The sequence below is a fragment of the Campylobacter sp. 110 genome (assembly GCF_002383965.1).
Lineage (GTDB): Bacteria > Campylobacterota > Campylobacteria > Campylobacterales > Campylobacteraceae > Campylobacter_D > Campylobacter_D coli.
In genome coordinates this window covers 57,047-81,666 of record NZ_NXBD01000051.1, presented here as the reverse complement: position 1 = coordinate 81,666, position 24,620 = coordinate 57,047, and the positions used below count along the sequence as shown (strand labels likewise).

Below are 24,620 nucleotides of genomic sequence, written 5' to 3'. Positions count from 1 at the left end.
TTAAGGTCGCTTAGCTCAGTTGGTAGAGCGCCACCCTTACAAGGTGGATGTCATAAGTTCGAGTCTTATAGTGACCACCATTAAATTATTACTTCTTAGGTGCAGCGGTAGTTCAGCTGGTTAGAATGCCGCCCTGTCACGGCGGAGGTCGCGGGTTCGAGCCCCGTCCGCTGCGCCATCTTTAAAATTTTAATTTAGCGATACTTTTTTGCAGTGCTTCAAAGAAATAATCAATATCTTCTTTTTCATGAGTATAATGCAAACTAATTCTTAGCCAACCCGGTTTAGTTTTTAATTCCTCATTGTCCTTTAAGCCCAATAAATCATGCCCATAAGGACCAGCGCAAGCACATCCCGCACGTGTTTCTATGTGGTATTTTTTACTCAGTTCATAGGCTAAGTCAAAAGGAGAAATATTTTTAATATTAAAAGCAAAGATAGGTAAGCGAGTTTTTATATTATTAGCATATAGGATTAAATGAGGTATTATTTTTAGTTTTTCAAAGAAGTATTCTTTTAAAATTTCTTCTTTTTTTTCTATTTCTTCTATGCCTATTTCATCCTTTATTTTAAAAGCTAAGCTCGCACGAATGAGTTGTAAAATTCCAGGAGTCCCTCCTTCTTCTAAAGCCTCTTCATTGCAAAGATAGCATTGAGAGGTGCGCGAAACATAGCCTACAGTCCCTCCTGCGGCAAAACTAGGTTTACTTCCGCAAAGTTCTTTTTTAATTGCTAAAAGACCAGAACCTCCTATGCCGCCGATTAATTTATGAGAGCTTATAAATAAAGCATCATAATACTTGCAGGCTATATTTTTATAAGGGATAAAGCTTGACGCATCAAAAGCGACTATGCCTTTAAATTTACGCACTAACTTAGAAATGCGTTTGTAATCACTTAATATACCTGTAACATTTGAAGCGAGGGAAAAACTAGCAATGATTTTTCTGTGTTGATTTTCTTTTAAAACTTTTTCTAAGATTTCAAAGTCTATATTTCCTTTTTTATCTAGGGGAATTCTTATGCATTCACACAAACCTTCGCGAAAAGAAAGCTCGTTAGAATGATGTTCGTAAGGCCCTACGATAACTAAGGGTAGGGTGTTTTTATCCACTTTATCAAAATACTTTTCTTTGATAAGTGGCGGGATGTAAATTCCAAGCAATTCTTGAAATTTTTTAATGGCGCTGCTAGAGCCTGATCCACAAGCAATAAGTGCAAATTCATCGCTTAAATCAAGGCTTGTTTTGATATCTTTGCGTGCTTGTTCATAAATTTGTTGAGTTTTAAAAGAGTTTAAAGAGCTATCAGAATGAGTATTGGCATAGCTTGGTAGTATTTTAGCAATTTCTTTTTCCACGCATTTTAGCGCTAAAGCACTAGCTGTAAAGTCAAAATGCAAGGTGCCTTTTTTTAAAATTATTTCTTTTTTTAAATCTGAAATTTGCAAGCACAATCCTTTAAAAATTTGCTAAAATTATACTATAAAAATACTTTTAAAAAGGAAAAATATAAATTTTAATCACTTTGCAAAATTTTGCAATACTTCAGCTTTAGCTAAAATTTTTGATTTTTATAGTGTTTTTGAGGGTTTTGAGAGTTTAGATAGTTTAAATTTTGAAGAAGATGTGTTTGAGAATATAGAATATCTTTTATTGAAAAATTACTTACATATTAAAGATTATTTTAAGCTTGATGAAACCGCTTCTTATGCTCTTAGCTTACTGGCTAAAAACAATCGTAAGCGTTTTTCTATCAATAGAAAAATTCAGCATTTTAAAGCTTTATCAACTTTAAAATATCTTTTAAGAGCGGGGATTATAAAACTTGAGCATAGCAAAGAAGCAAAAAGGATAAAAGATAAACGACAAAAACTTAAAAAAGAATTGAGATCTTATGTGATACAAGATAAAATTATCTTTGCCAATCACTTCACCCGTTTCTTTTTTTATTTTTTAAAGCCCAATGAAAAGTTGATTTTACAAAATCGTTATGAAGAAGTTTTGGGATTGATTAAAGAGAAATTTGAGCTTTATCAAAGTTTTTGTTTTGAACAGCTCTCTAGGGAATTACTTGAGAAAAAATTTCAAGTGAGTGGGGTGCAAAGTTATTGGGATAAAAATTTAGAACTTGATCTTTATTATAAGGATGATGAGATAAGTTTTATCGGTGAAGTTAAATTTAAAAATAAAAAAATTTGTAGAAATATTTTAAATCTTTTAGAATCAAAAGCAAGATCTTTAAAATTAGAGCCCAATCATTATATTCTTATTTCAAAAAATGGTTTTAGTAAAGAATTTTATAAAATTTGCAAGCAAGATTTACTTTTGCTAGATTTAAATGATTTTAAAATTTTATTAGAGGAAGATAAATGAATGAAAATATTTTAAAAAGTCTTGATTCAAGTGAAAAAGAAACCTTACAAAAAGGCTTGCAAAGCCTTATAGAGCAAACTTATATCGTAGAAAATGAATATAAAATTTTAAATGAAAATTACAATTCTTTGCGTGCTATGGTAGATGAGATTATCGAGGTTTTGCCTAGTGCGCTTTGGATTTTAGATAAAGAAAAAAATATTATTTTGCAAAATCAAGAAGCCTTGAAAAAACCTAAATTGCTTGATATTATCAGTCTTGAAAAAAATCGTGATGAGCTTGAATTTGAGAATAGATTTTATGCGGTTAAAATTATCGCTCATAATGAAAAAACCATAGTTTCAGCTACGGATATTAGCGATGAAAAGCGTAATGAAAGACTTGCTAGTATGGGAAGTGTGGCGGCGCATTTAGCACATGAGATAAGAAATCCTATAGGATCTATATCCTTGCTTGCTTCTACACTTTTTTCTCGTAGCGAACTTAAAAACAAACATATCGTACTTGAAATTCAAAAGGCTATTGCTAGGGTAGAGCGTATCGTAAATTCTACTTTGCTTTTTACTAAAGGTGTACACATCAATGCAAATGAGTTTAATCTTTTAGAATTAACAGAAGAGTGCGAAAGTGCCATAAATTCTTACAACTACTCATCTCAAATTGATTTTGAAATTAAGTTTTTAGATATGAAAATTTATGGAGATAAAGCACTTTTGTCTTTGGTTTTGCAAAATTTAATTTATAATGCCATAGATGCGATTGAAGAAAGCGAGTGTGAAAATCCTAAAATCAAAATTCAAGCAAGCTGTGATGAGCAAAATTTATACATTAGAGTTTATGATAATGGTTGCGAAATCAAAGATGAAAATTTGGTCTTTGAAGCTTTTAGAACTACTAAACTCAAAGGAAATGGGTTGGGCTTATCGCTTTCTAAAGAAATCATTAATGCTCATAAGGGGGAATTAAAATTTGAAATTTGGCCTAAAAATTTTTATTTTGTTTTACCTTTGCATTGATAATAATTAAATCTTATAAAATTTTTAATTTTTTACTTGTTAAAATTTGAAATTAAATATCAAAGATAGCTTTAAGTATACAAAATAGCAAGTTAATAAGCTAAAATTGCATACTAAAGCTTAATTCATATCATTTGGTTTGTATTTTTACTTTGTTTGACAATTCTTTCACATAATTCTTTATATCCTGGGATGACTTTCTCTTCTTTTTTACTGGTTAGGTTTGTGGTAGGGTTTTTTGTTACTGTTTCGGGTTTTCCTATGGTTTGATATTCTAATTCTCTTATTTTTAGAGCTTCTTGTTTGACTCCTAAAGCATCTTGATTTAATATAAGAAAATCTCTGATGATTGTTTTGTATACTTCCATCATTCCGCGTTTAAAGTGAGGAATTGCTCTTTCTAGATTGGTATATCGTGCATCTTCTTTTAGAAATACTTCGCATAAATGCGACATGCCATGATGAAATTCATTCAAAGCTTGTACAGGGACGAAAGAGATTTTTTCTTCTTTGTATGTTATTCCTCCTCTGTTTAATCCAAAAAAACCATAGTGCTCTGATGCACGATTTAACATTTCTATCGCTATTTTCTTTCTGTTTTCAAATCCTATATTTTTTTTAAAGGTATTGTATAGATCAATTGAATTATAAAATTCCACAATGCATGAACTTAATATTTGAGAAAGAGTTCTGTGTTGATTATCCATGCAAATTATTTTTTCTCTATAGTGTATTTTTTCTGGTAATCTTTCTTGGCAACGCATGGCATTAATTATTTTTGCTACGATTTTTTGAGTATTGTTTTTATTTAATAAAGCCCTATAATAAAATAAAAAACAAAACACAAGTTTATAGTTTCTTCCGAAAAATAGGGATTCTCTATCTATTTGTAAAAATTGAGAATATAAAATATAGTATTCGAAGTCTAATTTTATGGTGCTTTTGCCGACTTCTCCTTTTAAAAACTGATCTTCTAATTCAGTAAAAAAAGCATTTGTTTTTTTATTAAATGCAACATCTGTAGGAAATATCGCTATTCCTTTTGCTTCCATACCCCCCCCCTCTCTTTTTTTTGGTATATAGATCTTTATTTACATTATGATTTTTATAAAAATAATATAAATGTTTCAGTTTAAATAATTATTACTTTTTAATTTTTTATTTAAACTTTTACGATCGCGCGAACTATATCAAATTTTAGTTTAATTTAAGTTTAATAATACATTTTTAGTATTATTTAAGAATACAGGGCTATTTTTATCTTATTTTAAGAGAGTGAGCTTATTATTTTTAAATAATTTATAATTAAATATTTAACATAATTTAAAGCATATTTTATTTATAAAAATATTCTTAATATTTATAAATAAATATTTCAGCTATTATAGAAGCATTTTTTCGAGCAAATATAAACAATAAAATTTTTTTGGAATTTTATGATTTTAAGAAGCAATGGTGCCTGAGGTCGGCGTGTGATTTATTAATCAAATATCTAAATATCCATACTTTAAAAATTAAATATCTAAAAAACATATACTTTAACATATACTTTTGAATTGCCCACTTACCAAAGCAAGTAAGCTTTTTATTTTTATGATAAGCAGCTAGTGCAACCCTATCTTTTCTATTCATTTTGTTGATTTAGCCCCTGAGAGAATTTTAGCTATTTCTTCAATGGAGAATAATACAAAACGAGTTATATTCATTGATTTTATTTTTTATCTTTTGTCAATCTATCTAAAGTTTGCAAAGATATCCCAAGAATTTCAGCACATTCTTTTCTACTAAAAGTTATTTTGTTATATTTATTAAATAAAAAATCTCTCATTTCAACATGACTATCTTTTGCTATACTGCTCATTTTTTCCCTCTCCTTAATTATAATAAACCATCATTTTTCTGAAAATCAAGAATGGTTTCTTTTAATATATAAAATTCTTTGCCTAATTTCACGCCTTTTAAAATTCCTCTTGAAATCCATAGGCGAACTGTTACATGCGTTACTGAGTGTATTTGTGCAACCTCCTAAACAGAATAATAAACTTGCTTTTTAAAGCTTCCATCTTTTTGTAATTTTTTAATTATTTTCATTCTATTATTATCCTTTCTAAATTCTCTTGTACAAATTCTTTTTCAAGCAAGTAATCCTTGTTAATATTTAAAGAGTCTTTGGCTCTTGTGATTGCCACATATAAAAGATTTAATTCTTCTTTTGCTATGGCAATTTGATCTTTTTCTTCAAGTTCTTGCTTGATGTTTAAAAAATCATCAATAATTTCAACATTGTTCCATTCTAACCCCTTGCTTTTATGTCCCGTGCTTAAAATTAAATCCGCTTGTTCTTGTTTTTTTACGCTACTTTTTTCAATGGCTTTAATAAGCTTTATAATATCGCTATGCACATATTTGAAAAGAACAAAGATTTTTTGCTTTAAATCAACTTCTTTAGTTTCATTAATATATTCAAGAAGCTCCTTTAAATCAGCAAACTTTGCTATAAATTGGTTTTTGATATATTTATGTTTTTTAAAAAGAAGATTTTGTATATCTAATAACTCACCAAAACTATAACTATTTATCCCTCCTACAAAAAATAATTTTTTTATCTAAATTCTCTACAGCTATATCAAATAACTTAGCATTAGTTCTACACACTATAGCTTTTGCTTCTTTTTTGACACTTTCTTCACCTGATTTTTTTATTCCCTTAAAATCTCGCGGAGCATTTAAAATTTTCAAATAAGAGTTGGCAATAAAAGCTATTTTTGTGGACACCTAAAACTTTGTGCTAGGTATAAAGTGTGAGATTTTGGCATAGATGTTAATATTTCTAAAGAATTTACTGCCCTATAAATTTATAAATGCTTTGAAAAGTATCTCCTATAAAAACTTTTTTAGCTTGTTTTTGATTAAGAACAATGTCAATAACACAAGCATTGATATCCTGTGCTTCATCCACTAAAATAAAATCATATTCTAGCTTTGGTTTTGTAAGTTGAATTAAAAGGAGTTATAAATAATTATTTGTATAGCAAAGAACTTGAAAATATAGATTTTACATTTATAAAATTGTTTGAAGGACTAATTGCAAAATATAAATTTTTTACACTGAAGATAAATTAAATACAATAAAGCCAAAGTTTTATGAAATTGTTGGAATAAAACTTAAAAATATCAATAAGATAAATCAAGATAAATATTTATTATCAATTTCTGATGTTGTATGTGGATTATATGAAATTTTATTTATATAGATAATATTATATTTAAAGAACACTTTATTGTTTTATAGGTGTATTTTTAGAGCTTGTGGAATATTTACTAAAATATCAGGATGAAATGCAAATAAATGATATAAAAACAACTTTTTTGATTAATTTTCTTAATTATTTGGAAAATAATTTAAAAAATAGCAATAAATTATCAAAAAGAACAAAAACTACTTATTTGAGAGTATTAACTAGCTTTTTTTATAAGTGATAATAATGATGACTTATTCCTTTTTAGCTTTGATATGAACAAATTAGGTTTAAAACTGAAAAAGCAGAAGAAAAGTTAAATTATCTTGGTGAGAATGAAATAATGTTTTAGAAAGAAAAAAGCAAAAAAAGATGATTATAGCAGTTTTAGGAATGCTATGATAATTAAACTTATACTTTATAGAGGACTTAGAATTTCAAAGCATTAAATGTAAAACTTTGTGATTTTAAGGAGGTTAATGATGAAATATTTAAAAATATCTATAATAGGTAAGGGTAGTAAAGAAATAAACTGCATTTATAAAAAAAGCAGAAATTGTGGATGAGCTTGAGTGTTTCAAGTATAATGATGTAAACCAGGACAGGGAAGCATTTAAATAGAAGTAATGCTTTTATGATTGTAAATAATATTTATGCCAAAGCTTCAATAATCAAGAAAGGACTGCGCTTATTAAGGCATACTTTTAGCTATGAAATTAACCACCAAAGGAACAAACCTTGTAGTCATGCAAAAAATTTAAAGCATGCTAATCTAAATACAACAACTATACACAAAAGCCGATTATAATTATTTTTATATCAAAAATCCTATAAAATATACTTCTTTTACTTTTTATTGCTCATCTTTTCTAATAAATTTTCTAAAATAAGTCAGTCTTCACGCCGATTTTTCATCCTGATTGATTGCATTAAAGTGAGCAAATTTAATTTATTTCAGCTAAGTCTATTTTTGTTTAAAATATTGCGCATATTCAAAGGGTCTTTCTTTCAGTTTAAAATAAAATTTATTATGAAATTGGGTTGTGGTATTTAAAGTTTTTTGAAGAGTTCCTAAAGAATATTCTAAAGCCCCATTATATATTATCTCTTCTTTTTGCAAATAACCCACAGCATATTCCAAAGGAGAGATATTTGAGAAAAATAATTCAATAAGATTAAAATTTAAATGATTATTTGCTTCTATGTAAAAAGAATGATTCTTATGTATTTTATAGGTAGCTAAATTAAAAAATAAATTATTTTTATCTTGATACAAACCTATATCATAAGCAATGATAAATTTTCTCAAACTCCATACAAGATAAAAATTCCTTATTAATCAAATCAAATCTATAGTATATATAAGCGATTTTTCCTACAAATTGGGGATAGTTTTTGAAAAAAACATAATTATCTATTTCATTTTTTCCTTCTTTTAGACTTTGGCAAGCTTTTAAAAACTCTACAGCCTCAAGAACACTAAAAATACAATTTGTTTGAATTATATCACTATTAAAATCATTCCTTAGCTTGCTTTCTTCCACGCTCTCATCCCTTCCAACTCCTACTAAAGCTCATATCTATAATTATATGAAAGTCTTCTAAACTAGGCATAACCTTTTTTTCATCATAAGCAAAGACTATGATGTAATATTTATAATCTTTTGTATCTTTTATGGGTTCATTATCTCTACTTATAGGTAAATGAAATCCACAAATATTACCTTTAAAACTATCTATAAATTTAAGATCTTTAGCCTCAATAGAATGACAATCAGTATCCAACAAATATCGCATTTTTTGCTCACTATTGCACTCTACATAACTCCAATTTAGCATTTTATCGCTTTCTTTTATTTTTGTTTCTTTAAAAGTTTTAGAGCATTCTTTATCGGTATATAATCTTACGCAATATCTTCCCCAAGTTTTTCCTATCTCAAAGGGATAATCTTTTAAAAAGCTAGGCTTAGTATCTTTAGCTATTTCATTGATTTTTAAATAATACCCCCCCCCCTTCAGGTAAAGTGCCAAATCTATCTTGAATGCTTTCATCATCATAGTAAAAATAAGCCTTTCCACTTTTGCTTTTATCTTTTTCATCTTGGTAAAAATAATGTGGAATTTGTTTTTTACTTCTTTTTTCATTGTCTGCCTTAGCAGTGCCACTTCTTGCCATATAAGAATTAATTAATTCATTTCCTTTGTAATGGTAGATATTAAATCCATCATAAACTAAATGATCTTTAGCTTTAAATTTAAGTATGAGTCCAACTTTGTGATGGGTATAATTATTAAATATTCTTTTAGCATTTTGTAAAGGAGTAGTAAAATAAGCTTTGCTTTCATCAAGCTTTACTTTAAAGCTATAACAATCACTAAAATACTTTTCTTTATCAAATCTTATCTTACCCTTTTCATCACTGCATCTTTTTAGATTAACTACTCTTAAGGCTTCATTATGTTTAAAGCCTTTTATGATGATTTTAGCATTAGCAATAGGCTTGTTGTGTTCATCTTTTAAATATAAAGTGATCAAGCAGGGTTCTTTAGCACTGGATAAGGATTCATTTAAAGGTTCTTTTGAAAGTTTAATAAAACTTGTATTGTTGTAGGCAATTTCTTTTTTAAGCTCTTTAGGTTTTAATTTGATATTTAAACTTTCTTCTAGTAAAGAATAATTCTTAATCCTTGCATTATAAATATTATATTTTATATTTAAATCTCCTAAAGAGCTTAAATCCTCTTTATCGTATTTAAAATGATAAAGTAAATTTTCTTCTTTTTCTTCAAATAAAAATTCATTATTTTCTTTTGCACCTAAAAGAAGTTTTTCATAAAAAAACACTCTTGTATTAAATTCTTTAAATTTAATATCATATTCTTTTAATATCAAGTAAAGATTCATTTTTAATAAAAATATCGCAATGACTATCGTAAATATGGATTAAATTTGACATCGATGAAGCATTATTTAAAAAGATAATTCTTTTATTTTTGTCTTTGTTTTCTAAGATGAAATGGTTTAGGTTTTTAGAGTGAGTAGATAAAAGATTAAAATCTTCTTTATCTTGTTCTAATATATTCTTATTTTGAATTTGATTAAATGCTATAATACTCTTATAAAGCTCTTTTCTTGCTTTTAAATAAGTATCTGTGATTTTATCCTTGTGTAGTAAGAATATAATATAAAAACTAGAATCGTAAGGAAATGACTCTTTTATACTTTTTTCATCCCATAGAACTTCATCATCTTGTTTTAATTCAGTAAAACTTTCACAAAAATATAAAGCTTTTAATAAATAAGGTTTTGAACTTATATGAATAGTGTCTATTGTATCTTTTGGGCTTAATATTTTGTAATTATTTTGCAACTCATTGATTTTTTAATGATATCTTTACCATCAAGTATAGGAGCTTTTTTAAAGTCATAAAAAGGATAATAATAATTTTTTAAATCTTCTGAAATTTTGCCATTGTAATATAATTGAATTCTTTGCATATTTCTAATTTGTGTTTATGGTTTTAATGCAAGATTTATCCAAGCAACTATACTTTATATACAATTAAGTGGAGGAAGTAGTATACTAGATAAACCTAATTTATTGGGTGCTATTTATGGTTATGCAGATATTGCAGTAGGAAGTGGTTTAGTAGGAGTGCATAAAAATCCTTTAAGAGAACAACAAATTAAAACTTTAGCTAAGACTTTAAAACCTGATGAATTTGGTATGCTTCCTTTTATAGATGAGATTATGGGAGTAGATTGGGTGATTGATTATAACGAATATCAAATTTCTGAAGATGAATTTGGGGATATATATAAAGCCTTAAGAAGTGATGTGGTTGAAGGTAAGATAAAAGATCCAAGAGATATAGATTCTACTCCTGAAAGTAGAAATGAATTTGATGATGCTATGGATGGATATAGAAATGGGATGAAAACTAACTTTGATGTAGATACTCCAAATGATTGGAGTGAACAACAAGCCACTTTATTCAAAGATACCCTAGTATTAAGCGCCAAACTCGCAGCCCTCACTCCTCCTCAAGGCTATCCTAATGCCCCTTATTATTTTACCCCTGAAAGATTGGAATGGATTTATCAAAAAGGAGATTTGGACGCCAAACTTGATCCTAGAATCCCTACTATTTATAGAGCTAACTTTCCTGAAAAGCTTAGAGTTAAGATAAGAGCTTGTGCTAAAGAACATAATATCAAAGATTAAACCACAAAAGAAAGGAAAAACAAATGCAAAAAACACTTCAAATCGATTTAGAAAAAAGAAAAGCTTTAGAGAATTTCAAAAATCTAGCTTTATTAGGATTAGGCGGAACAATGCTTTTAAATTCAAAAGAACAGCCTTTAGATTTTAATCAAGAATTAGCTTATATAAATACTTATGATAAGTATTTAAACTTAAAGCTTGATTCTTTTTATATCCCTTCTACACTTTTATCTTTACTTCAATTAACTCAAAAAAGCAAAGAAGCTTTTTATATCAATGTTTTAATCAATAGCGATACATACTATAAAAACCCTTTATTACAATATGCTATTACTCAAAAACAAGAACAAGAAAATGCCGTTTATGCTTTAAAGAATGATGAAAATCTTAATACTTCTTTTACTAATCTTAATGCTTTAAAATTAGCTTTAGAAGAAAAGACTTTTTATCTTAATTTTATAGACTTAAATAGCAAAGAAAGTCTTTTAAGTTTTTACAATCAAATATTAAGTAATCATCATCTTAAAGATTATTTTTATATAAAAAATAATCAATTTTTTATTAAAGAAGATATAAAAAATAAAATTGTATTTCATAATATAAATTCTTCTTCTATTGTAAGTAATTATCTTAGCTTGTTAAATGATTTTAATACTTTAAGCAAGATAGAACTTATAAATATATTAGAAAGTTTAAGTTTATACAATCTTTCAACTTTAATGCAAGATATACAAAAAAGATATTTAAAACTAGAATATGACTCAAAAAGTTTTGATAAAGATGGTATTTTTTTATCTAATATGGTTATGAATGTGAGGTTGAAGTAAGTAAATGATAGATTTAGCAGGTGTGATTTGTTAATGAAAATATACATCTCCAATTGATTTGAAAAAATAGCAAGGTTTTAAAAAAGCAATACGAAAGAGAAATTTTAAAAAATTTGAGTAATGCAATTGAATGCAACTGGATTTTAGTAGATATAAATTTAAATAAAATTTATCAAGAAGTTTTTTCTATAAAGAGTATGCATTCTTTAAAAAAAGTATTTTTAAACCAAAGTTTTTCCTATGATAACAAAACCTATTATTTAAGAAATTAAACTTAAAAATGAAAATTTGATTATCAAAGTTCCTAGTGATTTTTCAAAGCTTTAGAAGATATTATAAAACTCACATGGTATAATCAGGAAGCTATTTTTGAAAATATAAAAACTCTTTTTTAATATTTTGAATATAATTTGCCAAAAAATAACACTCGGGAGCAAAAAACAAATGGTGCCTGAGGTCGGACTCGAACCGACACAAGGTTGCCCTTACCAGATTTTGAGTCTGGCGCGTCTACCAGTTTCACCACTCAGGCTTTGTAAAGGTGTAATTATATCTATTTTAGACTAAAAAAGACTTTAAAAATATATAAAATATTTTAAAATTTATTTTTTATTTGCTTAAATGGAGTTTTGTATGAAAAATATCAAAATTTTTTAAGGATAAAATATTATTAAATTTTTATTGATGCCGATATTGTAAAAATAAAATTGGAACAATTATTGCTTGTATTTACAAAGCAATGTTTGAAAAGATTTATTTAAATCAAAACTCCAAGGATGAATATGAGAATTACAAATAAACTCAACTTTACAAATTCTATAAGCACTTCTATGGGCGCTCAAAGCTCTTTGTATCAGATTTCGCAGCAACTTTCATCAGGGATTAAAATCCAAAATTCTTATGAAGATGCAAGTGTTTATATAGATAATACTCGCCTTGAATATGAACTCAAAACTTTAGAGCAAGTTAAACAAGCTACAAACTCAGCTAAAGAAATGACGCAAAATAGCATGAAAGCTTTACAAGATATGGTTAAGCTTCTTGAAGATTTTAAAGTAAAGGTTACTCAAGCAGCAAGCGATAGTAATTCTCAAACTTCAAGAGAGGCTATAGCCAAAGAACTAGAACGCATTAAAGAAAGCATAGTTCAGCTTGCAAATACCAGTGTTAATGGTCAGTATCTTTTTGCAGGTTCTCAAGTTGCAAACAAGCCTTTTGATTCTAATGGAAATTATTATGGAGATAAAAATAATATCAATGTAGTAACCGGTGCAGGTACCGAAAGTCCTTACAATATCCCTGGATGGGATTTATTTTTTAAAGCAGATGGAGACTATAAAAAACAAATAAGCACTAATGTTAGTTTTACAGATAATCGTTGGGATTTAAATAAAGACCCTGATAAAACTAAATATCTCACAGGAGATTCTAAATGGCAACAACTTATCGGACAAAGTTATGTAAAAGATAATAGCTTAGATGCTGACAAAGACTTTGAGTATGATGATAGCAAACTAGATTTTCCTCCAACAACTCTTTATGTTCAAGGTACAAGACCCGATGGAACAAGTTTTAAAAGTGCTGTACTCGTCAAACCCGAAGATACTTTAGAAGATGTAATGGAAAATATTGGAACTCTTTATGGTAATACTCCAAATAATAAAGTAGTAGAAGTAAGTATGAATGATAGTGGTCAAATTCAAATTACAGATCTAAAGCAAGGTAATAATAAACTCGATTTTCATGCTGTAGCTTTCACACCACAAGCTGATACCAAAGATGAACTTAAAAATATTATTGAAGCTGCTAATCAAGAGGGTATTTCAATGAATGAAGTTACAAATAGGGTTATGCAAGCTGCTACGGCTGCTCCTAGTAATGGAGATATAACAAAATTAAACAACCCTGTAACTGTAACAATCAACAATCAACAATTCACAATCGATTTAAAACAAACTGATTTTATCAAAAGTAAAATGACAGATACAGATAGAAATGCTGCTAATGGAGCTGATTACGATAATGTGTATTTTGAAAAAAATGGCAATACTGTTTATGGTAATGTTTCTCAAGTTATCAAAGAAAGCAATGCTTATGCCACTGATTCAACCAAACTTAGCGAGGTAATGGCAGGAGATAGCCTAAATGGTACTACTTTAAATTTAAAAGTCAATTCCAAAGGTGGAAATTTTTACGATGTTGCTATAAATTTACAAACTTCAACTGTAAGCTATCCTGATCCTAATAATCTAGGTCAAACCATAAGCTTTCCTATTATGCATACTAATCCTGCAACTGGAAATAGTGGGGTTGTTACAGGATCAAATGATATTACTTATGGTCAAATTAATGATATTATAGGTATGTTTGCTGCAGATAAAATTCCTACAACAACCATACAAGCCAATAATGGTCAAATTAATAATGCAGATTATACCCAAATACAACAACTCATGAAAGATTCACAAGCTACTGTTGATGTAAGTATGGATTATAAAGGTCGTATTAGTGTTACTGATAAACTTTCTTCAGGCACTAATATAGAAATTTCTCTTAGTGATTCTCAAAGTGGCCAATTTCCAGCACCTCCTTTTACCATAACTTCTACTGTACAAAATGGTCCAAATTTTAGTTTTAGCGCGAATAATTCTTTAACTATAGATGAGCCAAATGTGGATATTATTAAAGATTTAGATTCAATGATTGATGCTGTTTTAAAAGGCAATATGAGAGCAGACTCCGAAAGTGAAAACCCTAGAAATACAGGCATGCAAGGAGCTTTAGAAAGACTTGATCATTTAGCAGATCATGTTAGCAAGCTTAATACAACTATGGGAGCATATCATAATACTATCGAAGGTGTTAATACACGCACATCCTTTTTAAGCGTTAATGTCCAAAGTATAAAATCAAATGTGATTGATGTAGATTATGGTGAGGCGATGATGAATTTAATGCAAACACAGCTTGCTTATCAAGCTTCTTTAAAAGCTAGCACGACGATAGCGCAACTTAGCTTATTAAATTATATGTAAAAAAACTATGCTATAATGGCTTCTTAAAAAATTATTTTCAAGGAAAAATCATCAAAAAAGAAGCCATCTTTACAAGTTCTACTTTTGGTATCTTTTATCTGTGTCTTTGTATGCTAGCTCCAGATATGGGAGTTTGGCTTTATAAGGCAAATTTGTTTTTGTTTGGAGAATTTGCGTATTATTATCCTTTTTTCTTATTTATTTTAAATTATGTTTATTATAAAAGAAATTACAAATTAGCTAATTTTATAAGAAGAGAGCTTTTTGGTATAGGATTTGCCTTTTTCTCGAGCTTGCTTTTATTTGCAGTTTTTTATCCTAATTCAGGCTATATACTAGAGCTTGCTTATGCGATTTTTTCTACTATTTTGGGGCATACTGGGAGCGGAATTTTCGCTCTTTTACTTTTGTTTTTTTCTTTTATTTTATTGTTTCCAAAAACTACAAAAGAGCTTTTTAAAATTGAAATCAATTTTAATATTTTACTCAAAATAGAAAATGCTTTAAAAGCATTATTAATGAGAGTTTTTGGTGGAGAAAATGAAAAAGATGATTTAAGCAAGATAGAGCCTAAAGCACCTATTGTTACTTTAGAAAAGAATACAGCTTTCATTCAAGAAAAAATTCAACATGAGAACGAAAATTTAAACTTAAATCCAACAGAAGAGCTTGTTAAATATAGCAATATAAACGCAAGCAAAAATTCCATAATCACCGCAAAAGAGAATTTTGAAAAACTCAAAAACCAAATTTTAGACGAAAAAGTAGAGATAGATAAAGAAAGCATAAAAGAAGCTAAAAGTTTCATTTATGAAAACTCGCAACAAGTAAGAAATTTTGTCCAAAAAGCGAGTAGAATGAGCATAAAACTTGATGAAGATTTTAATTTTATTTCAGAAGAAGAGGTAGATATGATCCCAGAACGATTTTTAAAACCTAAAAAGCTTGAGGATATTAAACAAATTGACACAAGCAATAAAAATTTAGATGAGCCAAGCTATAAAAGAAAAAATATTGAAATTTCTGTACCTAAGCAAGAAATAAAACCAAAAATTTTTACTAAAGAATTAGAGCTTAGAGAAAATTTAATGAAAGAGGCAAAATTAGAACAAGAATACAAAGCTTATCAAAATGAAATTTTAGAAAATAAAGTTCAAGAAGAAATTAAAGAATTAGAAAAAAAGGATAGTTTAGAGCCTAATTTAAATCATATCATACAAGGAGGTAAATACAATTTTGGTACACCTTTACAAGAAGTATCAAGTGCAAAAGAAGAAATAAAAACACAAAATATACCCAATTCTTCCATCTTAGAAAAGACAAATGAGGTTGAAATTATAGACTTTGATGAAAGTGAAATTGAAATCAAAAAAATGGAAAGCATAAATAAAAGCATCCATGATTTTATACCTATAATTGAAGAATTAGAACATCCTTATATGGAGCCTACTCCTATTGTAAAAATTGAAGAGCTAGAGCCTTTAAATAATCAAATAAATAAACAAATCCCAATTCAAGAGAAAGATGAAATCACAGAGCAAGACAATAGCTTTAGCAAGGAGCAAATTTCACAAGAACCAAGCCAAGAAATCACTAGGCAAAAAGCAATTTTAGCTAAAGAAATCGAGCTTAACAAAGCTTTACTTAGGGAAATAGAGCAGGGCGAAATGGAAAAACCTAAAGATTTTGAGCTTCCACCGCTTGAGTTTTTGACAAATCCTAGCCACAACAAGCAAGAGATTAATGAAAGTGAAATTGATAAAAAAATCTATAATCTACTTGAAAAATTGCGTCGTTTTAAAATAGGGGGCGATGTTATCAGTACTTACATAGGACCTGTTGTAACTACTTTTGAATTTCGTCCGAGTGCAGATGTGAAAGTCAGTCGTATTTTAAATTTGCAAGATGATTTAACCATGGCTTTAATGGCAAAGTCAATCCGTATCCAAGCGCCTATTCCTGGAAAAGATGTAGTGGGTATAGAAGTGCCAAATGATGAAATTCAAACCATTTATTTAAGAGAAATTTTAGAAAGCGAAGTCTTTAAAAACGCAAAAAGTCCTTTAACCATAGCTTTGGGTAAAGATATAGTAGGAAATGCTTTTGTAACTGATCTTAAGAAACTTCCACATTTACTCATCGCAGGAACCACAGGAAGTGGAAAGAGTGTGGGTATAAATTCTATGCTTTTAAGCCTTTTATATCGTAACTCTCCAAAAACTTTACGCTTGATGATGATAGATCCAAAAATGCTTGAATTTAGCATTTATAATGATATCCCTCATCTTTTAACACCAGTAATCACCGATCCAAAAAAAGCAGTTAATGCTCTTTCAAATATGGTTGCAGAAATGGAAAGACGCTATCGTTTAATGGCTGAAGCAAAAACTAAAAACATAGAAAATTATAATGAAAAGATGAAAGAGCTAGGGGAAGAAGAACTTCCTTTTATTGTTGTGATTATCGATGAACTGGCTGATTTGATGATGACTGCAGGTAAGGATGTGGAATTTTATATAGGTCGTTTAGCGCAAATGGCAAGAGCAAGTGGAATTCATTTGATCGTTGCGACACAACGCCCATCAGTAGATGTTGTAACAGGACTTATCAAGGCCAATTTACCAAGTAGAATTTCTTACAAAGTAGGGCAAAAAATTGACTCTAAGGTTATCTTAGATGCTATGGGGGCTGAAAGTTTGTTAGGTAGAGGGGATTGTTTGTTTACTCCTCCAGGAACAAGCTCTATCGTTCGTTTACATGCTCCATTTGCAAGCGAATTTGAGATAGAAAAAATCGTAGACTTTTTAAAAGATCAACAAAGCGTAGAATACGATGAAAGCTTTTTAAAAGATCAACAAAGTATGGGCGTAACAAGTAGTGAAAGTATGAATAATGGCGAATATGATGAACTTTATGAAGATGCCAAACGCGTTATACTAAGCGATGGAAAAACAAGTATTTCTTATCTGCAAAGAAAGCTTAATATCGGATACAACCGCGCAGCCAATATCATTGATCAGCTTACAGAAAGCGGAGTGCTGAGCGAACCAAACTCTAAAGGACAAAGAGAAATTTTATAAATCTTTGGTAATTTAAAAGATTAAAGAATGATTTGAAGATCAAGCCCTTTTTTAGAGGGCTTGTGAAATTTTTATTTATCTCTAAGATTTAATTCTGTAATTAATTTACTATAAGAATTGTAATCTTTTCTTTTTAGATAAGCTAAAAGTCTTTTTCTTTGACCTACAAGTTTTAAAAGTCCTAATCTTGAAGAAAAATCTTTTTTGTAGATTTTTAAATGTTCTGTAAGTTCTGTAATTCTTGCACTTAAAAGTGCTACTTGAACTTCTGTCGAGCCAGTATCGCCCGCTTTTCTAGCGAATTTCGCAACAATTTCTGCTTTTTTAGCCGAATCCAAAGCCATGATAGACCTCCTGATTGGTGATTTTAAAAGCTAAGATTATATCAAATAAAACAAAAAATAAGCTGAATTTTATATTTTTATTTCAATCATCATTTTTTAAGCCATTTTCTAAGGTTTTTTTATTATAATTAAAACTATTTTTTTATTAAATAAAAGGAGAAATCCGTGCTATTTACCAAAGCTAGCGAGTATGCTTTACTTTCTTTAATTTATATTGCTCATAAAGAAAATCCTCAAGATGTTGATTCTTTAGCATTAGAACTTAATATTCCTAAAAGTTTTTTAGCGAAAATTTTACAAACTTTGGCTAAAGACAATTTATTAAAATCCTTCAAAGGCGCTAAAGGTGGTTTTGCCCTTATTAAAGAGCCAAGCCAGTACAGTATAAAAGAAATTGTCAATAGTGCAGAAAAGAAAGAAGTAAGTGTTTTTGAATGCAGTGGTGGAGTATGCCCTAATAACAAAGAAGAAAATTGTACTCTTATGCCAATGCTTGTAAATTTACAAAACAAAGTAGATGAATTTTTAGACTCCCTTACCCTAGCGGATATTATGAATCATAATGGCAAAAAATAAATTAGTCGATCTTGTTTTTCCTTTTTTGGGGCCTTTAATTGGTCCTGTATTAAGAGCTAAAAGCCTTACTATAGTTGGATTTATAGTATGTATTTTAGCTATTATTATCGTTCCTTTGCCAAGTCCTATTTTGGACTTTTTTTTAGCTTTAAGTATTGCTTTGTCAGTGCTTATTATTTTAATTTCTATTTATATCCCTAAACCAACGGATTTAACCACTTTTCCAACTCTTATCCTCATCATTACGCTTTTTAGACTTTCTTTAAATATAGCCACTACAAGAATGATTCTAAGCGAAGGGCAAAATGGTCCAGCAGCAGTGAGTGAGATCATCGCAGCCTTTGGAGAATTTGTTGTGGGTGGAAATATGGTCATTGGGGTGATTGTATTTTGTATTTTGGTTTTGATCAACTTTATGGTTGTAACCAAAGGTAGTACAAGGGTCTCTGAAGTACAAGCAAGATTTACCCTTGATGCGATGCCAGGAAAACAAATGGCTATCGATGCGGATTTAAATGCAGGACTTATTGATGAGCAAACTGCAAGAGCGAGGCGTCAAGAAATTATCGCTGAAGCCAATTTCTATGGTGCAATGGATGGTTCTTCTAAATTTATCAAAGGGGATGCGGTTGCAGGTATTATTATAACCATTATAAATATTATAGGCGGCTTTTTAATAGGTGCTTTTCAGCACGATATGGCCTTATCTGATGCAGCTTCTACCTATACTATACTTACCATAGGCGATGGCCTTGTATCACAAATTCCAGGACTTATCACTTCTACAGCAACAGCTATTATCATTACCCGCGCAAGTAAGGATGAGGAAAATTTTGCCGAAGGAACATTAACACAGCTTTTAAGCGAATACCGAACGCTTTTAATCGTAGGTTTTGTCCTTTTTATCTTTGCTCTTGTTCCAGGTTTGCCACATTTATCACTAGGTTTTATGGCTTTAGTATTTTTAGGACTTGGTTATCTAACCAAACAGGTAAAAGAGGGCAAAATCGAAGTTAATGCACCTAAAAAAGCAAAAGCAAGTGCGGCCAATGCTGCAAGTGGAGCGGGTGGGGCTGGCGGAGTTACTGCTCCTGCTAAAAAAAGCGAAGAAGAAATTTTAAAAGAAGAAGAGCATAAAATAAACGATATACTCAAGGTTGAAATTTTAGAGCTTGAGCTGGGTTATGGTTTGATAAAACTTGCCGAAAGCGAATTAACCGAAAGAATTCGCTCCATGAGAAGAAGTATTGCCGAAAGCTTGGGCTTTTTAATGCCAAAAATTAGAATTCGAGATAATTTACGACTTAAGCCTAATGAATACAGCTTTAAACTAAAGGGCGTATCTATAGCAAGTGCTGAAATTTATCCTGATAAATATTTGGCTATGGATAGTGGCTTTATCACAGAAGAAATTGAAGGGATTGCTACAAAAGAACCTGCTTTTAATTCTGATGCACTTTGGATAGATGCAAATTTAAAAGATGAAGCAACTTTAAATGGCTATATCGTTATAGATCCAGCAAGTGTGATCTCAACGCATATGAGCGAGCTTATCAAAGCACATGCAAGCGAACTTCTTACACGCCAAGAGGTGCAAAATCTTCTTGATAAGGTTAAAAATGATTATCCAATCATAGTAGAGGGTGCTTTAGGTGTAGCTCCTGTGAGTCTTATTCAAAAAATTCTTAAAGATTTACTCAAGCACAATATACCTATTAAAGACATGCTGACTATTTTAGAATCCATAAGCGATATTGCTGAAGTAAGTAAAAGCTTTGATATGATTATAGAGCATGTAAGGGCGTCTTTGGCTAGAATGATTACTAATATGTATCTTGACGATAAAGGAAATTTAGATATTTTCATTTTAGACTCTGCTAGTTCTGCAGTTTTAATGGAAAATGTGCAATTTAGAGATGGTAGCTACCATCTACCTTTAAGTGTAGCGCAAACAGGGACTTTGGTAGACACTTTAAGAGCTGAAGTTGCCGCAGTAGCAAATGGGCGTATCAAGCCTTTTATACTTTGTGTTGAACCACAACTTAGAAAATTCATTGCTGATATTTGTTATAATTTTAATATCAATATAGTTGTACTCAGTTTTGCAGAAATAGCAGAAAATACAAATTTTAATACCGAAGGTATTATTAGGATAGAACTTTAAGGAAATCAATGAAAATTTATCATCTTTCACATACTGATCTTGATGGCTATGCCTGTCAATACATAGTCAATTTTTATTTTAAAAATGTAAATTTTTATAATTCTAATTATGGTAAAGAAATCAATGAAAATTTTAATGCAATTTTAGCGGATATAGAAAAAGATAATAGTTTTGGGCAGGCTATTATTTTAATCACTGACTTGAATTTAAATTTAAACCAGTGTGAAGAATTTGATAAAATTTGTAAAGAAAAAAATATCAAAATCTTTTTATTAGATCATCATCAAAGCGGTGAAGAGTGTGCTCAAAAATACGCGTGGTATCTACTGGATAATCAAAGATGTGCGACTAAAATCACTTATGATTTTTTCTCTAAAATTTGTAAGCCTGATTTAGAACTTTTAAATTTTGCTCAGGTTGTAAATGCTGTTGATATTTGGCTAAATGAGGATTCAAATTTTGAGCTTGGAAAAGTTTTTTTGGGTTTGATTGCCAATGCAAAAGAAATCAATCGTGTAATGTTTAAAGAAGCTCAAGTTTTTTATATGTTTTTCTTGCTTGAAAGAGCAAGAAAATTTATAAACCAACCCAATTCACATATTTTACTAGATAATGCTATCCATTTTATTAAAAAAGATTTTTTTGCTAAAAATCATGATGACACTCTTTCTAATCTCATCTCTTATTTTGTAGTAGAAAAGCTTAGCGAGTTAAAAGAAGAATTCAGTATAGAGTATGAAGGTCGTAAGGGAATTCTTACTTCAAATATAGGCAATACCTCTGTCATAGGTAATGAATTTTTAGTTAAAAATCCTGATTATGATTTTTTCATCGATGTAAGCTCTAGAAAAACCTTAAGTTTTCGTGCAAATGGTAAGGTTGATGTAAGTTTGATGGCTAAAAAGCTAGTAGGTGGAGGAGGGCATAAAAATGCTAGTGGTGGGCTTTTTGCGGCTTATAAAGATGGAGCAAATTATAACTATATCAAAGCTCAAATCGTTGATTTGATAAAAAGTAAAGAACTTAAAAAAGGAAATTCAGATGCCACAAACACACAATAAAAATTTAAAAAATGAATTAGAAGATCTAAGATATGAATTAAGCATAGTTTTAGAAGCTATGCTTTTATATGCAGGCGTTAAAAGAGAGAAGCTAGAAAGTGCTATAGAAGCTTATATAGACAATATAGATAGTGTCTTAGAAAATTCAAATAAAGAAGGAGTTGATGAAGTTTTAGAAGTGGTAGAATTTTTAAAAAATCAACATCCAGAGCTTTTTCAATGAAAAAAGTATTTCCGATACTTATTAGTCTTTGTTCTTTATCGCTTGCCAATGTTTATGAAAAGCTCAATGATTTTGCATATGAAAAAAAGCCTAATAAAGATTTTAAAATTCAAGAAGTTAAATTGGTGCAATTTTTACAAGATGATAAAAATTGCCTTGAGCTTTTGATAGAAGCAGGGCAGGTAAGAATTCTTAAAAGCTATAATGAGTGTCAAAAATTAACCAAGGATGCTGACTTTCAAAAATTTCTTAATGAGGATTTTTTAAGATTGTATAAAAACAATGGATATTCTATCAATGAAAATTTGCAAGATCTTAAAAAGGCTATGCAAGATATTATGATATATTATAAATTGCGTTTCGCTTTTAGTAAAAATATACAAGATATGAGTAAAAATAAAAATTTAAGCATTTTAAATATAGATGAAAAAGAAGGAGGCACGCTTCTTTATAAAATCAACAATCAAGCTTGCGTAGCCATAGAGCTAGCAAGACACAATTCTAGAATGGCTATGAAAGTCTATGGAATGGAAAATTTAGATAAAGAATGCAAATTATTTATACAAGCTCCATCTTTTAAGAATATTTCTTTTACAAAAAATGATTTTAAATGGTATTATTTAGAATAAAAGAAAGTCTTTAATTTTAAAAGTATTTTTTTAAATAAAAGCACTAAAGCAGGGGGTTCTTTTTTGCCAAGAGTTTTGAAAACACAATTATCAAGATCTTTTTTTTCTTGAACGCTTAAATTTTTCATTAAAAACAACCTTTAAAAATATTGCGAACTAATTATAGCTAAAGAACTTTATTTTTGCATTAAAAGAAAAATTAATATTAAATTTCAATGCATTATCTAGTGTTAGAAAATGCATTGTTTTATTTTATGGCATATTACTAAGTTTTTTGACGATATCTTCTAAAGCTTGCATTGAACTGATGGCGCTAGGATTGATTTGATATTTACCATTTACAACAAAAGCAGGAGTGCCGTAAGTCCTAGCTATATCATTTGCTCTTTTAAATTCGTTTAAAATTTCTTTGGCTTTAGGGGTGCTTAAAAAATTCAATACTTCATTTTTATCGACATTCATAGCCTTTAAGCCTATATCATAAAATTCATCCGAGCTTGAAAAATTGTCCTGCTTGTTTATAAAATAAACTACAAAATAAACATCGGCAAGTTTGTGTGATAAACTATCACTATAACTAGCATCTTTGCCATTTTGCTCATCTTTAAATTGGGCAAAGGCAAAAAGCTCGTTAAGTTCATTTGCGTATTCTCCATTCATAAGACTTACAGGATAGAGTTTAAAATACAAATTTGGAAAAGCCTCTCTAAGTTTTTCTAAGGTGCCAAATTTATGGTGATTGTAACAATGTATACACTTATAGGAAAAAGCCTCCACAACAGAATTTTTAGAATCAGGCAAGGTTTCTGATAGGGTGATAAAATCATCTGCCATCGCAAAAGTGCAAACAAGACTCAAGCTTGTCAAAATTTTTGTCATTTTTTTAAACATGATTGTTTATCCTTAATTTGATATAAAAAGTAATTCTATTTAAAAAGGATAAACAAGTAAAAATTTTAATCTTTAAAAATAAGTATTTTTTAACCCAATATTTTAAGTGTTAAAACTAAGCTTATAGTAATGATAGTAAAAACAATTTTTCTTTGACTAAAAACATAGCTTACAAACATTATAAAAAGTAAAATAAAAGAGCATAAAAATGCTATAAAACAGCAAGTAGCCATATTCATAAATTTCAAACTAGGGATTAAATACCAGCCATTATTATAAATTCCATTTTTTCCTACAAAAAATTCTTGGAAAGCATTTAAATAAGCAGACTTTGGAACCATGGGAAAATCCATTCCGCATTGTCCTACGGGTTTAAACCAAGAAGGAAACCATTCGTGTAAAGGCAGATTAAAAGGGTAGAGTGGAATATCGCGACATCCATTAACACCACTGAAAGGGTTTTCCGTACTAATAGCTTCATGAATGCGATTTAAATTCAACGAATGTTCTAATCCAAGCCAAATTCCATAAAAAGCTAAAGTATAGGCAAGGATTTTAATAATGGTATTTTTAGGATTTATCAGCGCAATGATGCCTCCTAAAGCTATAGTTAGCATATCTAATCTTATATAAACACACTGTTCACAAGGTTTCATATAAAAATACTCTTGAAATAAAAAATGCGCTATTAAAACAAGGCTTATCATTATAATACTCATAGTAAACCAAGGATTACGCATATCTTGCCATTTAGAAAAACAAGCAATCCAATATAAATTTTTCACCTTATTTTTTACTCCTTAATAATACACATAAAAGCAATCATTATAAAAACTTAATAATAAATACATTCTTAAAAATTTTAAAATTTAGAAAATGTTTTGATGTGTAAATTCAAAAGAATAGGGTATTTATTTTTATTTTATAAATTATC

27 protein-coding genes and 3 tRNA genes are annotated in these 24,620 nt (G+C 29.1%); 14 read left to right on the top strand and 16 right to left on the bottom strand.

Annotation, left to right across the window (positions count from 1 at the left end; all coding sequences use genetic code 11):
* Nucleotides 1-4 precede the first annotated feature (4 nt).
* Together BGS43_RS08195 and BGS43_RS08190 are read left to right on the top strand one after the other, a co-directional pair.
* Nucleotides 5-80 (top strand) — tRNA-Val (locus BGS43_RS08195).
* Nucleotides 81-101: 21 nt separating this feature from the next.
* A tRNA-Asp gene (locus tag BGS43_RS08190) sits at nucleotides 102-178 on the top strand.
* Between the two features lie 3 nt (nucleotides 179-181).
* On the opposite strand, the gene BGS43_RS08185 is transcribed toward BGS43_RS08190, so the two are convergent.
* Entirely contained in the window at nucleotides 182-1,456 is a 1,275-nt protein-coding gene (locus tag BGS43_RS08185) for an aminotransferase class V-fold PLP-dependent enzyme (RefSeq protein WP_072213556.1), read from the bottom strand.
* A gap of 34 nt (nucleotides 1,457-1,490) precedes the next feature.
* Here BGS43_RS08185 and BGS43_RS08180 point away from each other — a divergent pair, with 34 nt between their 5' ends.
* Both BGS43_RS08180 and BGS43_RS08175 read left to right on the top strand, forming a co-directional pair.
* Nucleotides 1,491-2,375, top strand: a complete 885-nt coding sequence (locus tag BGS43_RS08180; RefSeq protein WP_096569392.1) for a DUF234 domain-containing protein — start codon at nucleotides 1,491-1,493, stop codon at nucleotides 2,373-2,375.
* The gene (locus tag BGS43_RS08175) at nucleotides 2,372-3,391 is read left to right on the top strand and encodes a fla regulon two-component system sensor histidine kinase FlgS (protein ID WP_002818847.1); all 1,020 of its coding nucleotides are present in this window, start codon (nucleotides 2,372-2,374) and stop codon (nucleotides 3,389-3,391) included. Before BGS43_RS08180 ends, BGS43_RS08175 begins: the two co-directional genes overlap by 4 nt.
* 125 nt (nucleotides 3,392-3,516) lie before the next feature.
* Here the strand turns inward: BGS43_RS08175 and BGS43_RS08170 are convergent, their stop codons facing one another.
* From BGS43_RS08170 to BGS43_RS10165, 5 genes are all read right to left on the bottom strand, one after another.
* Nucleotides 3,517-4,443, bottom strand: coding sequence for a hypothetical protein (locus BGS43_RS08170; RefSeq protein ID WP_096569389.1), 927 nt, complete (start codon nucleotides 4,441-4,443; stop codon nucleotides 3,517-3,519).
* 659 nt (nucleotides 4,444-5,102) lie between these two features.
* Entirely contained in the window at nucleotides 5,103-5,252 is a 150-nt protein-coding gene (locus tag BGS43_RS09915; RefSeq protein ID WP_002825541.1) for a hypothetical protein, read from the bottom strand.
* Between the two features lie 17 nt (nucleotides 5,253-5,269).
* Nucleotides 5,270-5,404 carry a hypothetical protein gene (locus tag BGS43_RS10265; RefSeq protein ID WP_374220169.1) on the bottom strand — a complete coding sequence of 45 codons (135 nt, stop codon included), beginning with the start codon at nucleotides 5,402-5,404 and terminating at the stop codon, nucleotides 5,270-5,272.
* Between the two features lie 74 nt (nucleotides 5,405-5,478).
* Nucleotides 5,479-5,850: a 3'-5' exonuclease gene (locus tag BGS43_RS10170; protein WP_245149615.1), complete on the bottom strand. Its 372-nt coding sequence runs from the start codon at nucleotides 5,848-5,850 to the stop codon at nucleotides 5,479-5,481.
* Between the two features lie 380 nt (nucleotides 5,851-6,230).
* Complete coding sequence (locus tag BGS43_RS10165; RefSeq protein ID WP_002825544.1) at nucleotides 6,231-6,350, bottom strand: hypothetical protein; 120 nt, start codon at nucleotides 6,348-6,350, stop codon at nucleotides 6,231-6,233.
* A 380-nt stretch (nucleotides 6,351-6,730) separates the two neighbouring features.
* Here BGS43_RS10165 and BGS43_RS10160 point away from each other — a divergent pair, with 380 nt between their 5' ends.
* Complete coding sequence (locus BGS43_RS10160) at nucleotides 6,731-6,871, top strand: hypothetical protein (RefSeq protein ID WP_245149616.1); 141 nt, start codon at nucleotides 6,731-6,733, stop codon at nucleotides 6,869-6,871.
* A 723-nt stretch (nucleotides 6,872-7,594) separates the two neighbouring features.
* Here the strand turns inward: BGS43_RS10160 and BGS43_RS10155 are convergent.
* Genes BGS43_RS10155 through BGS43_RS09900 form a run of 5 tightly spaced genes read right to left on the bottom strand, consistent with a single transcriptional unit; the run spans nucleotide 7,595 to nucleotide 10,001 of the window.
* Nucleotides 7,595-7,939 (bottom strand): hypothetical protein, encoded by a 345-nt coding sequence (locus BGS43_RS10155; protein WP_245149611.1) that lies wholly within the window; start codon nucleotides 7,937-7,939, stop codon nucleotides 7,595-7,597.
* Entirely contained in the window at nucleotides 7,914-8,174 is a 261-nt protein-coding gene (locus tag BGS43_RS10150; protein ID WP_245149612.1) for a hypothetical protein, read from the bottom strand. The genes BGS43_RS10155 and BGS43_RS10150 overlap by 26 nt, the downstream gene beginning before the upstream one ends.
* A 4-nt stretch (nucleotides 8,175-8,178) precedes the next feature.
* The gene (locus tag BGS43_RS10145; RefSeq protein ID WP_257841457.1) at nucleotides 8,179-8,688 is read right to left on the bottom strand and encodes a hypothetical protein; all 510 of its coding nucleotides are present in this window, start codon (nucleotides 8,686-8,688) and stop codon (nucleotides 8,179-8,181) included.
* Nucleotides 8,615-9,523, bottom strand: coding sequence for a hypothetical protein (locus tag BGS43_RS09905; RefSeq protein ID WP_257841456.1), 909 nt, complete (start codon nucleotides 9,521-9,523; stop codon nucleotides 8,615-8,617). Before BGS43_RS09905 ends, BGS43_RS10145 begins: the two co-directional genes overlap by 74 nt.
* Nucleotides 9,504-10,001 carry a hypothetical protein gene (locus BGS43_RS09900; RefSeq protein WP_002826603.1) on the bottom strand — a complete coding sequence of 166 codons (498 nt, stop codon included), beginning with the start codon at nucleotides 9,999-10,001 and terminating at the stop codon, nucleotides 9,504-9,506. The genes BGS43_RS09905 and BGS43_RS09900 overlap by 20 nt, the downstream gene beginning before the upstream one ends.
* Nucleotides 10,002-10,232: 231 nt before the next feature.
* Between BGS43_RS09900 and BGS43_RS08130 the strand changes: the two genes are divergently transcribed.
* Both BGS43_RS08130 and BGS43_RS08125 read left to right on the top strand, forming a co-directional pair.
* The gene (locus BGS43_RS08130) at nucleotides 10,233-10,856 is read left to right on the top strand and encodes a hypothetical protein (RefSeq protein ID WP_025398942.1); all 624 of its coding nucleotides are present in this window, start codon (nucleotides 10,233-10,235) and stop codon (nucleotides 10,854-10,856) included.
* 23 nt (nucleotides 10,857-10,879) lie between these two features.
* On the top strand, nucleotides 10,880-11,683 hold the full coding sequence (locus BGS43_RS08125; RefSeq protein ID WP_025398943.1) for a hypothetical protein: 804 nt from the start codon (nucleotides 10,880-10,882) through the stop codon (nucleotides 11,681-11,683).
* Nucleotides 11,684-12,128: 445 nt separating this feature from the next.
* On the opposite strand, the gene BGS43_RS08120 is transcribed toward BGS43_RS08125, so the two are convergent.
* Nucleotides 12,129-12,215: transfer RNA gene (locus tag BGS43_RS08120), tRNA-Leu, on the bottom strand.
* Nucleotides 12,216-12,465: 250 nt separating this feature from the next.
* Here BGS43_RS08120 and flgL point away from each other — a divergent pair.
* The gene (gene flgL / locus BGS43_RS08115; RefSeq protein ID WP_096569386.1) at nucleotides 12,466-14,718 is read left to right on the top strand and encodes a flagellar hook-associated protein FlgL; all 2,253 of its coding nucleotides are present in this window, start codon (nucleotides 12,466-12,468) and stop codon (nucleotides 14,716-14,718) included.
* 110 nt (nucleotides 14,719-14,828) lie between these two features.
* Nucleotides 14,829-17,798, top strand: a complete 2,970-nt coding sequence (locus tag BGS43_RS08110; RefSeq protein ID WP_096569383.1) for a DNA translocase FtsK — start codon at nucleotides 14,829-14,831, stop codon at nucleotides 17,796-17,798.
* Between the two features lie 71 nt (nucleotides 17,799-17,869).
* Here BGS43_RS08110 and rpsO read toward each other — a convergent pair whose 3' ends face one another.
* Nucleotides 17,870-18,142: a 30S ribosomal protein S15 gene (gene rpsO, locus BGS43_RS08105; RefSeq protein ID WP_002776924.1), complete on the bottom strand. Its 273-nt coding sequence runs from the start codon at nucleotides 18,140-18,142 to the stop codon at nucleotides 17,870-17,872.
* Between the two features lie 165 nt (nucleotides 18,143-18,307).
* Here rpsO and BGS43_RS08100 point away from each other — a divergent pair, with 165 nt between their 5' ends.
* Genes BGS43_RS08100 through BGS43_RS08080 form a run of 5 tightly spaced genes read left to right on the top strand, consistent with a single transcriptional unit; the run spans nucleotide 18,308 to nucleotide 22,795 of the window.
* A complete protein-coding gene (locus BGS43_RS08100; RefSeq protein WP_002776925.1) occupies nucleotides 18,308-18,718 on the top strand; it encodes an Rrf2 family transcriptional regulator in 411 nt (136 codons plus the stop codon).
* A complete protein-coding gene (gene flhA / locus BGS43_RS08095) occupies nucleotides 18,705-20,882 on the top strand; it encodes a flagellar biosynthesis protein FlhA (RefSeq protein ID WP_002776926.1) in 2,178 nt (725 codons plus the stop codon). The genes BGS43_RS08100 and flhA overlap by 14 nt, the downstream gene beginning before the upstream one ends.
* Nucleotides 20,883-20,890: 8 nt before the next feature.
* Nucleotides 20,891-21,943 (top strand): DHH family phosphoesterase, encoded by a 1,053-nt coding sequence (locus tag BGS43_RS08090; protein WP_002826493.1) that lies wholly within the window; start codon nucleotides 20,891-20,893, stop codon nucleotides 21,941-21,943.
* On the top strand, nucleotides 21,924-22,166 hold the full coding sequence (locus tag BGS43_RS08085) for a hypothetical protein (protein WP_002790414.1): 243 nt from the start codon (nucleotides 21,924-21,926) through the stop codon (nucleotides 22,164-22,166). Before BGS43_RS08090 ends, BGS43_RS08085 begins: the two co-directional genes overlap by 20 nt.
* Complete coding sequence (locus tag BGS43_RS08080; protein WP_002826492.1) at nucleotides 22,163-22,795, top strand: hypothetical protein; 633 nt, start codon at nucleotides 22,163-22,165, stop codon at nucleotides 22,793-22,795. Before BGS43_RS08085 ends, BGS43_RS08080 begins: the two co-directional genes overlap by 4 nt.
* Here BGS43_RS08080 and BGS43_RS09895 read toward each other — a convergent pair.
* The 3 genes from BGS43_RS09895 to dsbI all read right to left on the bottom strand — a co-directional run bounded on the left by BGS43_RS09895 (nucleotide 22,783) and on the right by dsbI (nucleotide 24,471).
* Nucleotides 22,783-22,923, bottom strand: a complete 141-nt coding sequence (locus BGS43_RS09895; RefSeq protein WP_002790415.1) for a hypothetical protein — start codon at nucleotides 22,921-22,923, stop codon at nucleotides 22,783-22,785. The two genes, BGS43_RS08080 and BGS43_RS09895, sit on opposite strands and share 13 nt — an antisense overlap.
* A gap of 124 nt (nucleotides 22,924-23,047) precedes the next feature.
* Nucleotides 23,048-23,686, bottom strand: a complete 639-nt coding sequence (locus BGS43_RS08070) for a thiol:disulfide interchange protein DsbA/DsbL (protein WP_002776949.1) — start codon at nucleotides 23,684-23,686, stop codon at nucleotides 23,048-23,050.
* A gap of 89 nt (nucleotides 23,687-23,775) precedes the next feature.
* Entirely contained in the window at nucleotides 23,776-24,471 is a 696-nt protein-coding gene (gene dsbI / locus BGS43_RS08065; protein WP_025398946.1) for a protein-disulfide oxidoreductase DsbI, read from the bottom strand.
* Nucleotides 24,472-24,620: the final 149 nt, after the last annotated feature.

Coding starts and splice junctions, on each gene's coding strand:
- BGS43_RS08175 (WP_002818847.1), top strand. CDS start 2,372: ATGAATGAAAATATTTTAAAAAGTCTTGATTCAAGTGAAAAAGAAACC.
- BGS43_RS08170 (WP_096569389.1), bottom strand. CDS start 4,443: ATGGAAGCAAAAGGAATAGCGATATTTCCTACAGATGTTGCATTTAAT.
- BGS43_RS09915 (WP_002825541.1), bottom strand. CDS start 5,252: ATGAGCAGTATAGCAAAAGATAGTCATGTTGAAATGAGAGATTTTTTA.
- BGS43_RS10160 (WP_245149616.1), top strand. CDS start 6,731: ATGCAAATAAATGATATAAAAACAACTTTTTTGATTAATTTTCTTAAT.
- BGS43_RS10145 (WP_257841457.1), bottom strand. CDS start 8,688: ATGATGATGAAAGCATTCAAGATAGATTTGGCACTTTACCTGAAGGGG.
- BGS43_RS08125 (WP_025398943.1), top strand. CDS start 10,880: ATGCAAAAAACACTTCAAATCGATTTAGAAAAAAGAAAAGCTTTAGAG.
- flgL (WP_096569386.1), top strand. CDS start 12,466: ATGAGAATTACAAATAAACTCAACTTTACAAATTCTATAAGCACTTCT.
- BGS43_RS08110 (WP_096569383.1), top strand. CDS start 14,829: ATGCTAGCTCCAGATATGGGAGTTTGGCTTTATAAGGCAAATTTGTTT.
- rpsO (WP_002776924.1), bottom strand. CDS start 18,142: ATGGCTTTGGATTCGGCTAAAAAAGCAGAAATTGTTGCGAAATTCGCT.
- flhA (WP_002776926.1), top strand. CDS start 18,705: ATGGCAAAAAATAAATTAGTCGATCTTGTTTTTCCTTTTTTGGGGCCT.
- BGS43_RS08090 (WP_002826493.1), top strand. CDS start 20,891: ATGAAAATTTATCATCTTTCACATACTGATCTTGATGGCTATGCCTGT.
- BGS43_RS08085 (WP_002790414.1), top strand. CDS start 21,924: ATGCCACAAACACACAATAAAAATTTAAAAAATGAATTAGAAGATCTA.
- BGS43_RS08080 (WP_002826492.1), top strand. CDS start 22,163: ATGAAAAAAGTATTTCCGATACTTATTAGTCTTTGTTCTTTATCGCTT.
- BGS43_RS09895 (WP_002790415.1), bottom strand. CDS start 22,923: ATGAAAAATTTAAGCGTTCAAGAAAAAAAAGATCTTGATAATTGTGTT.
- BGS43_RS08070 (WP_002776949.1), bottom strand. CDS start 23,686: ATGTTTAAAAAAATGACAAAAATTTTGACAAGCTTGAGTCTTGTTTGC.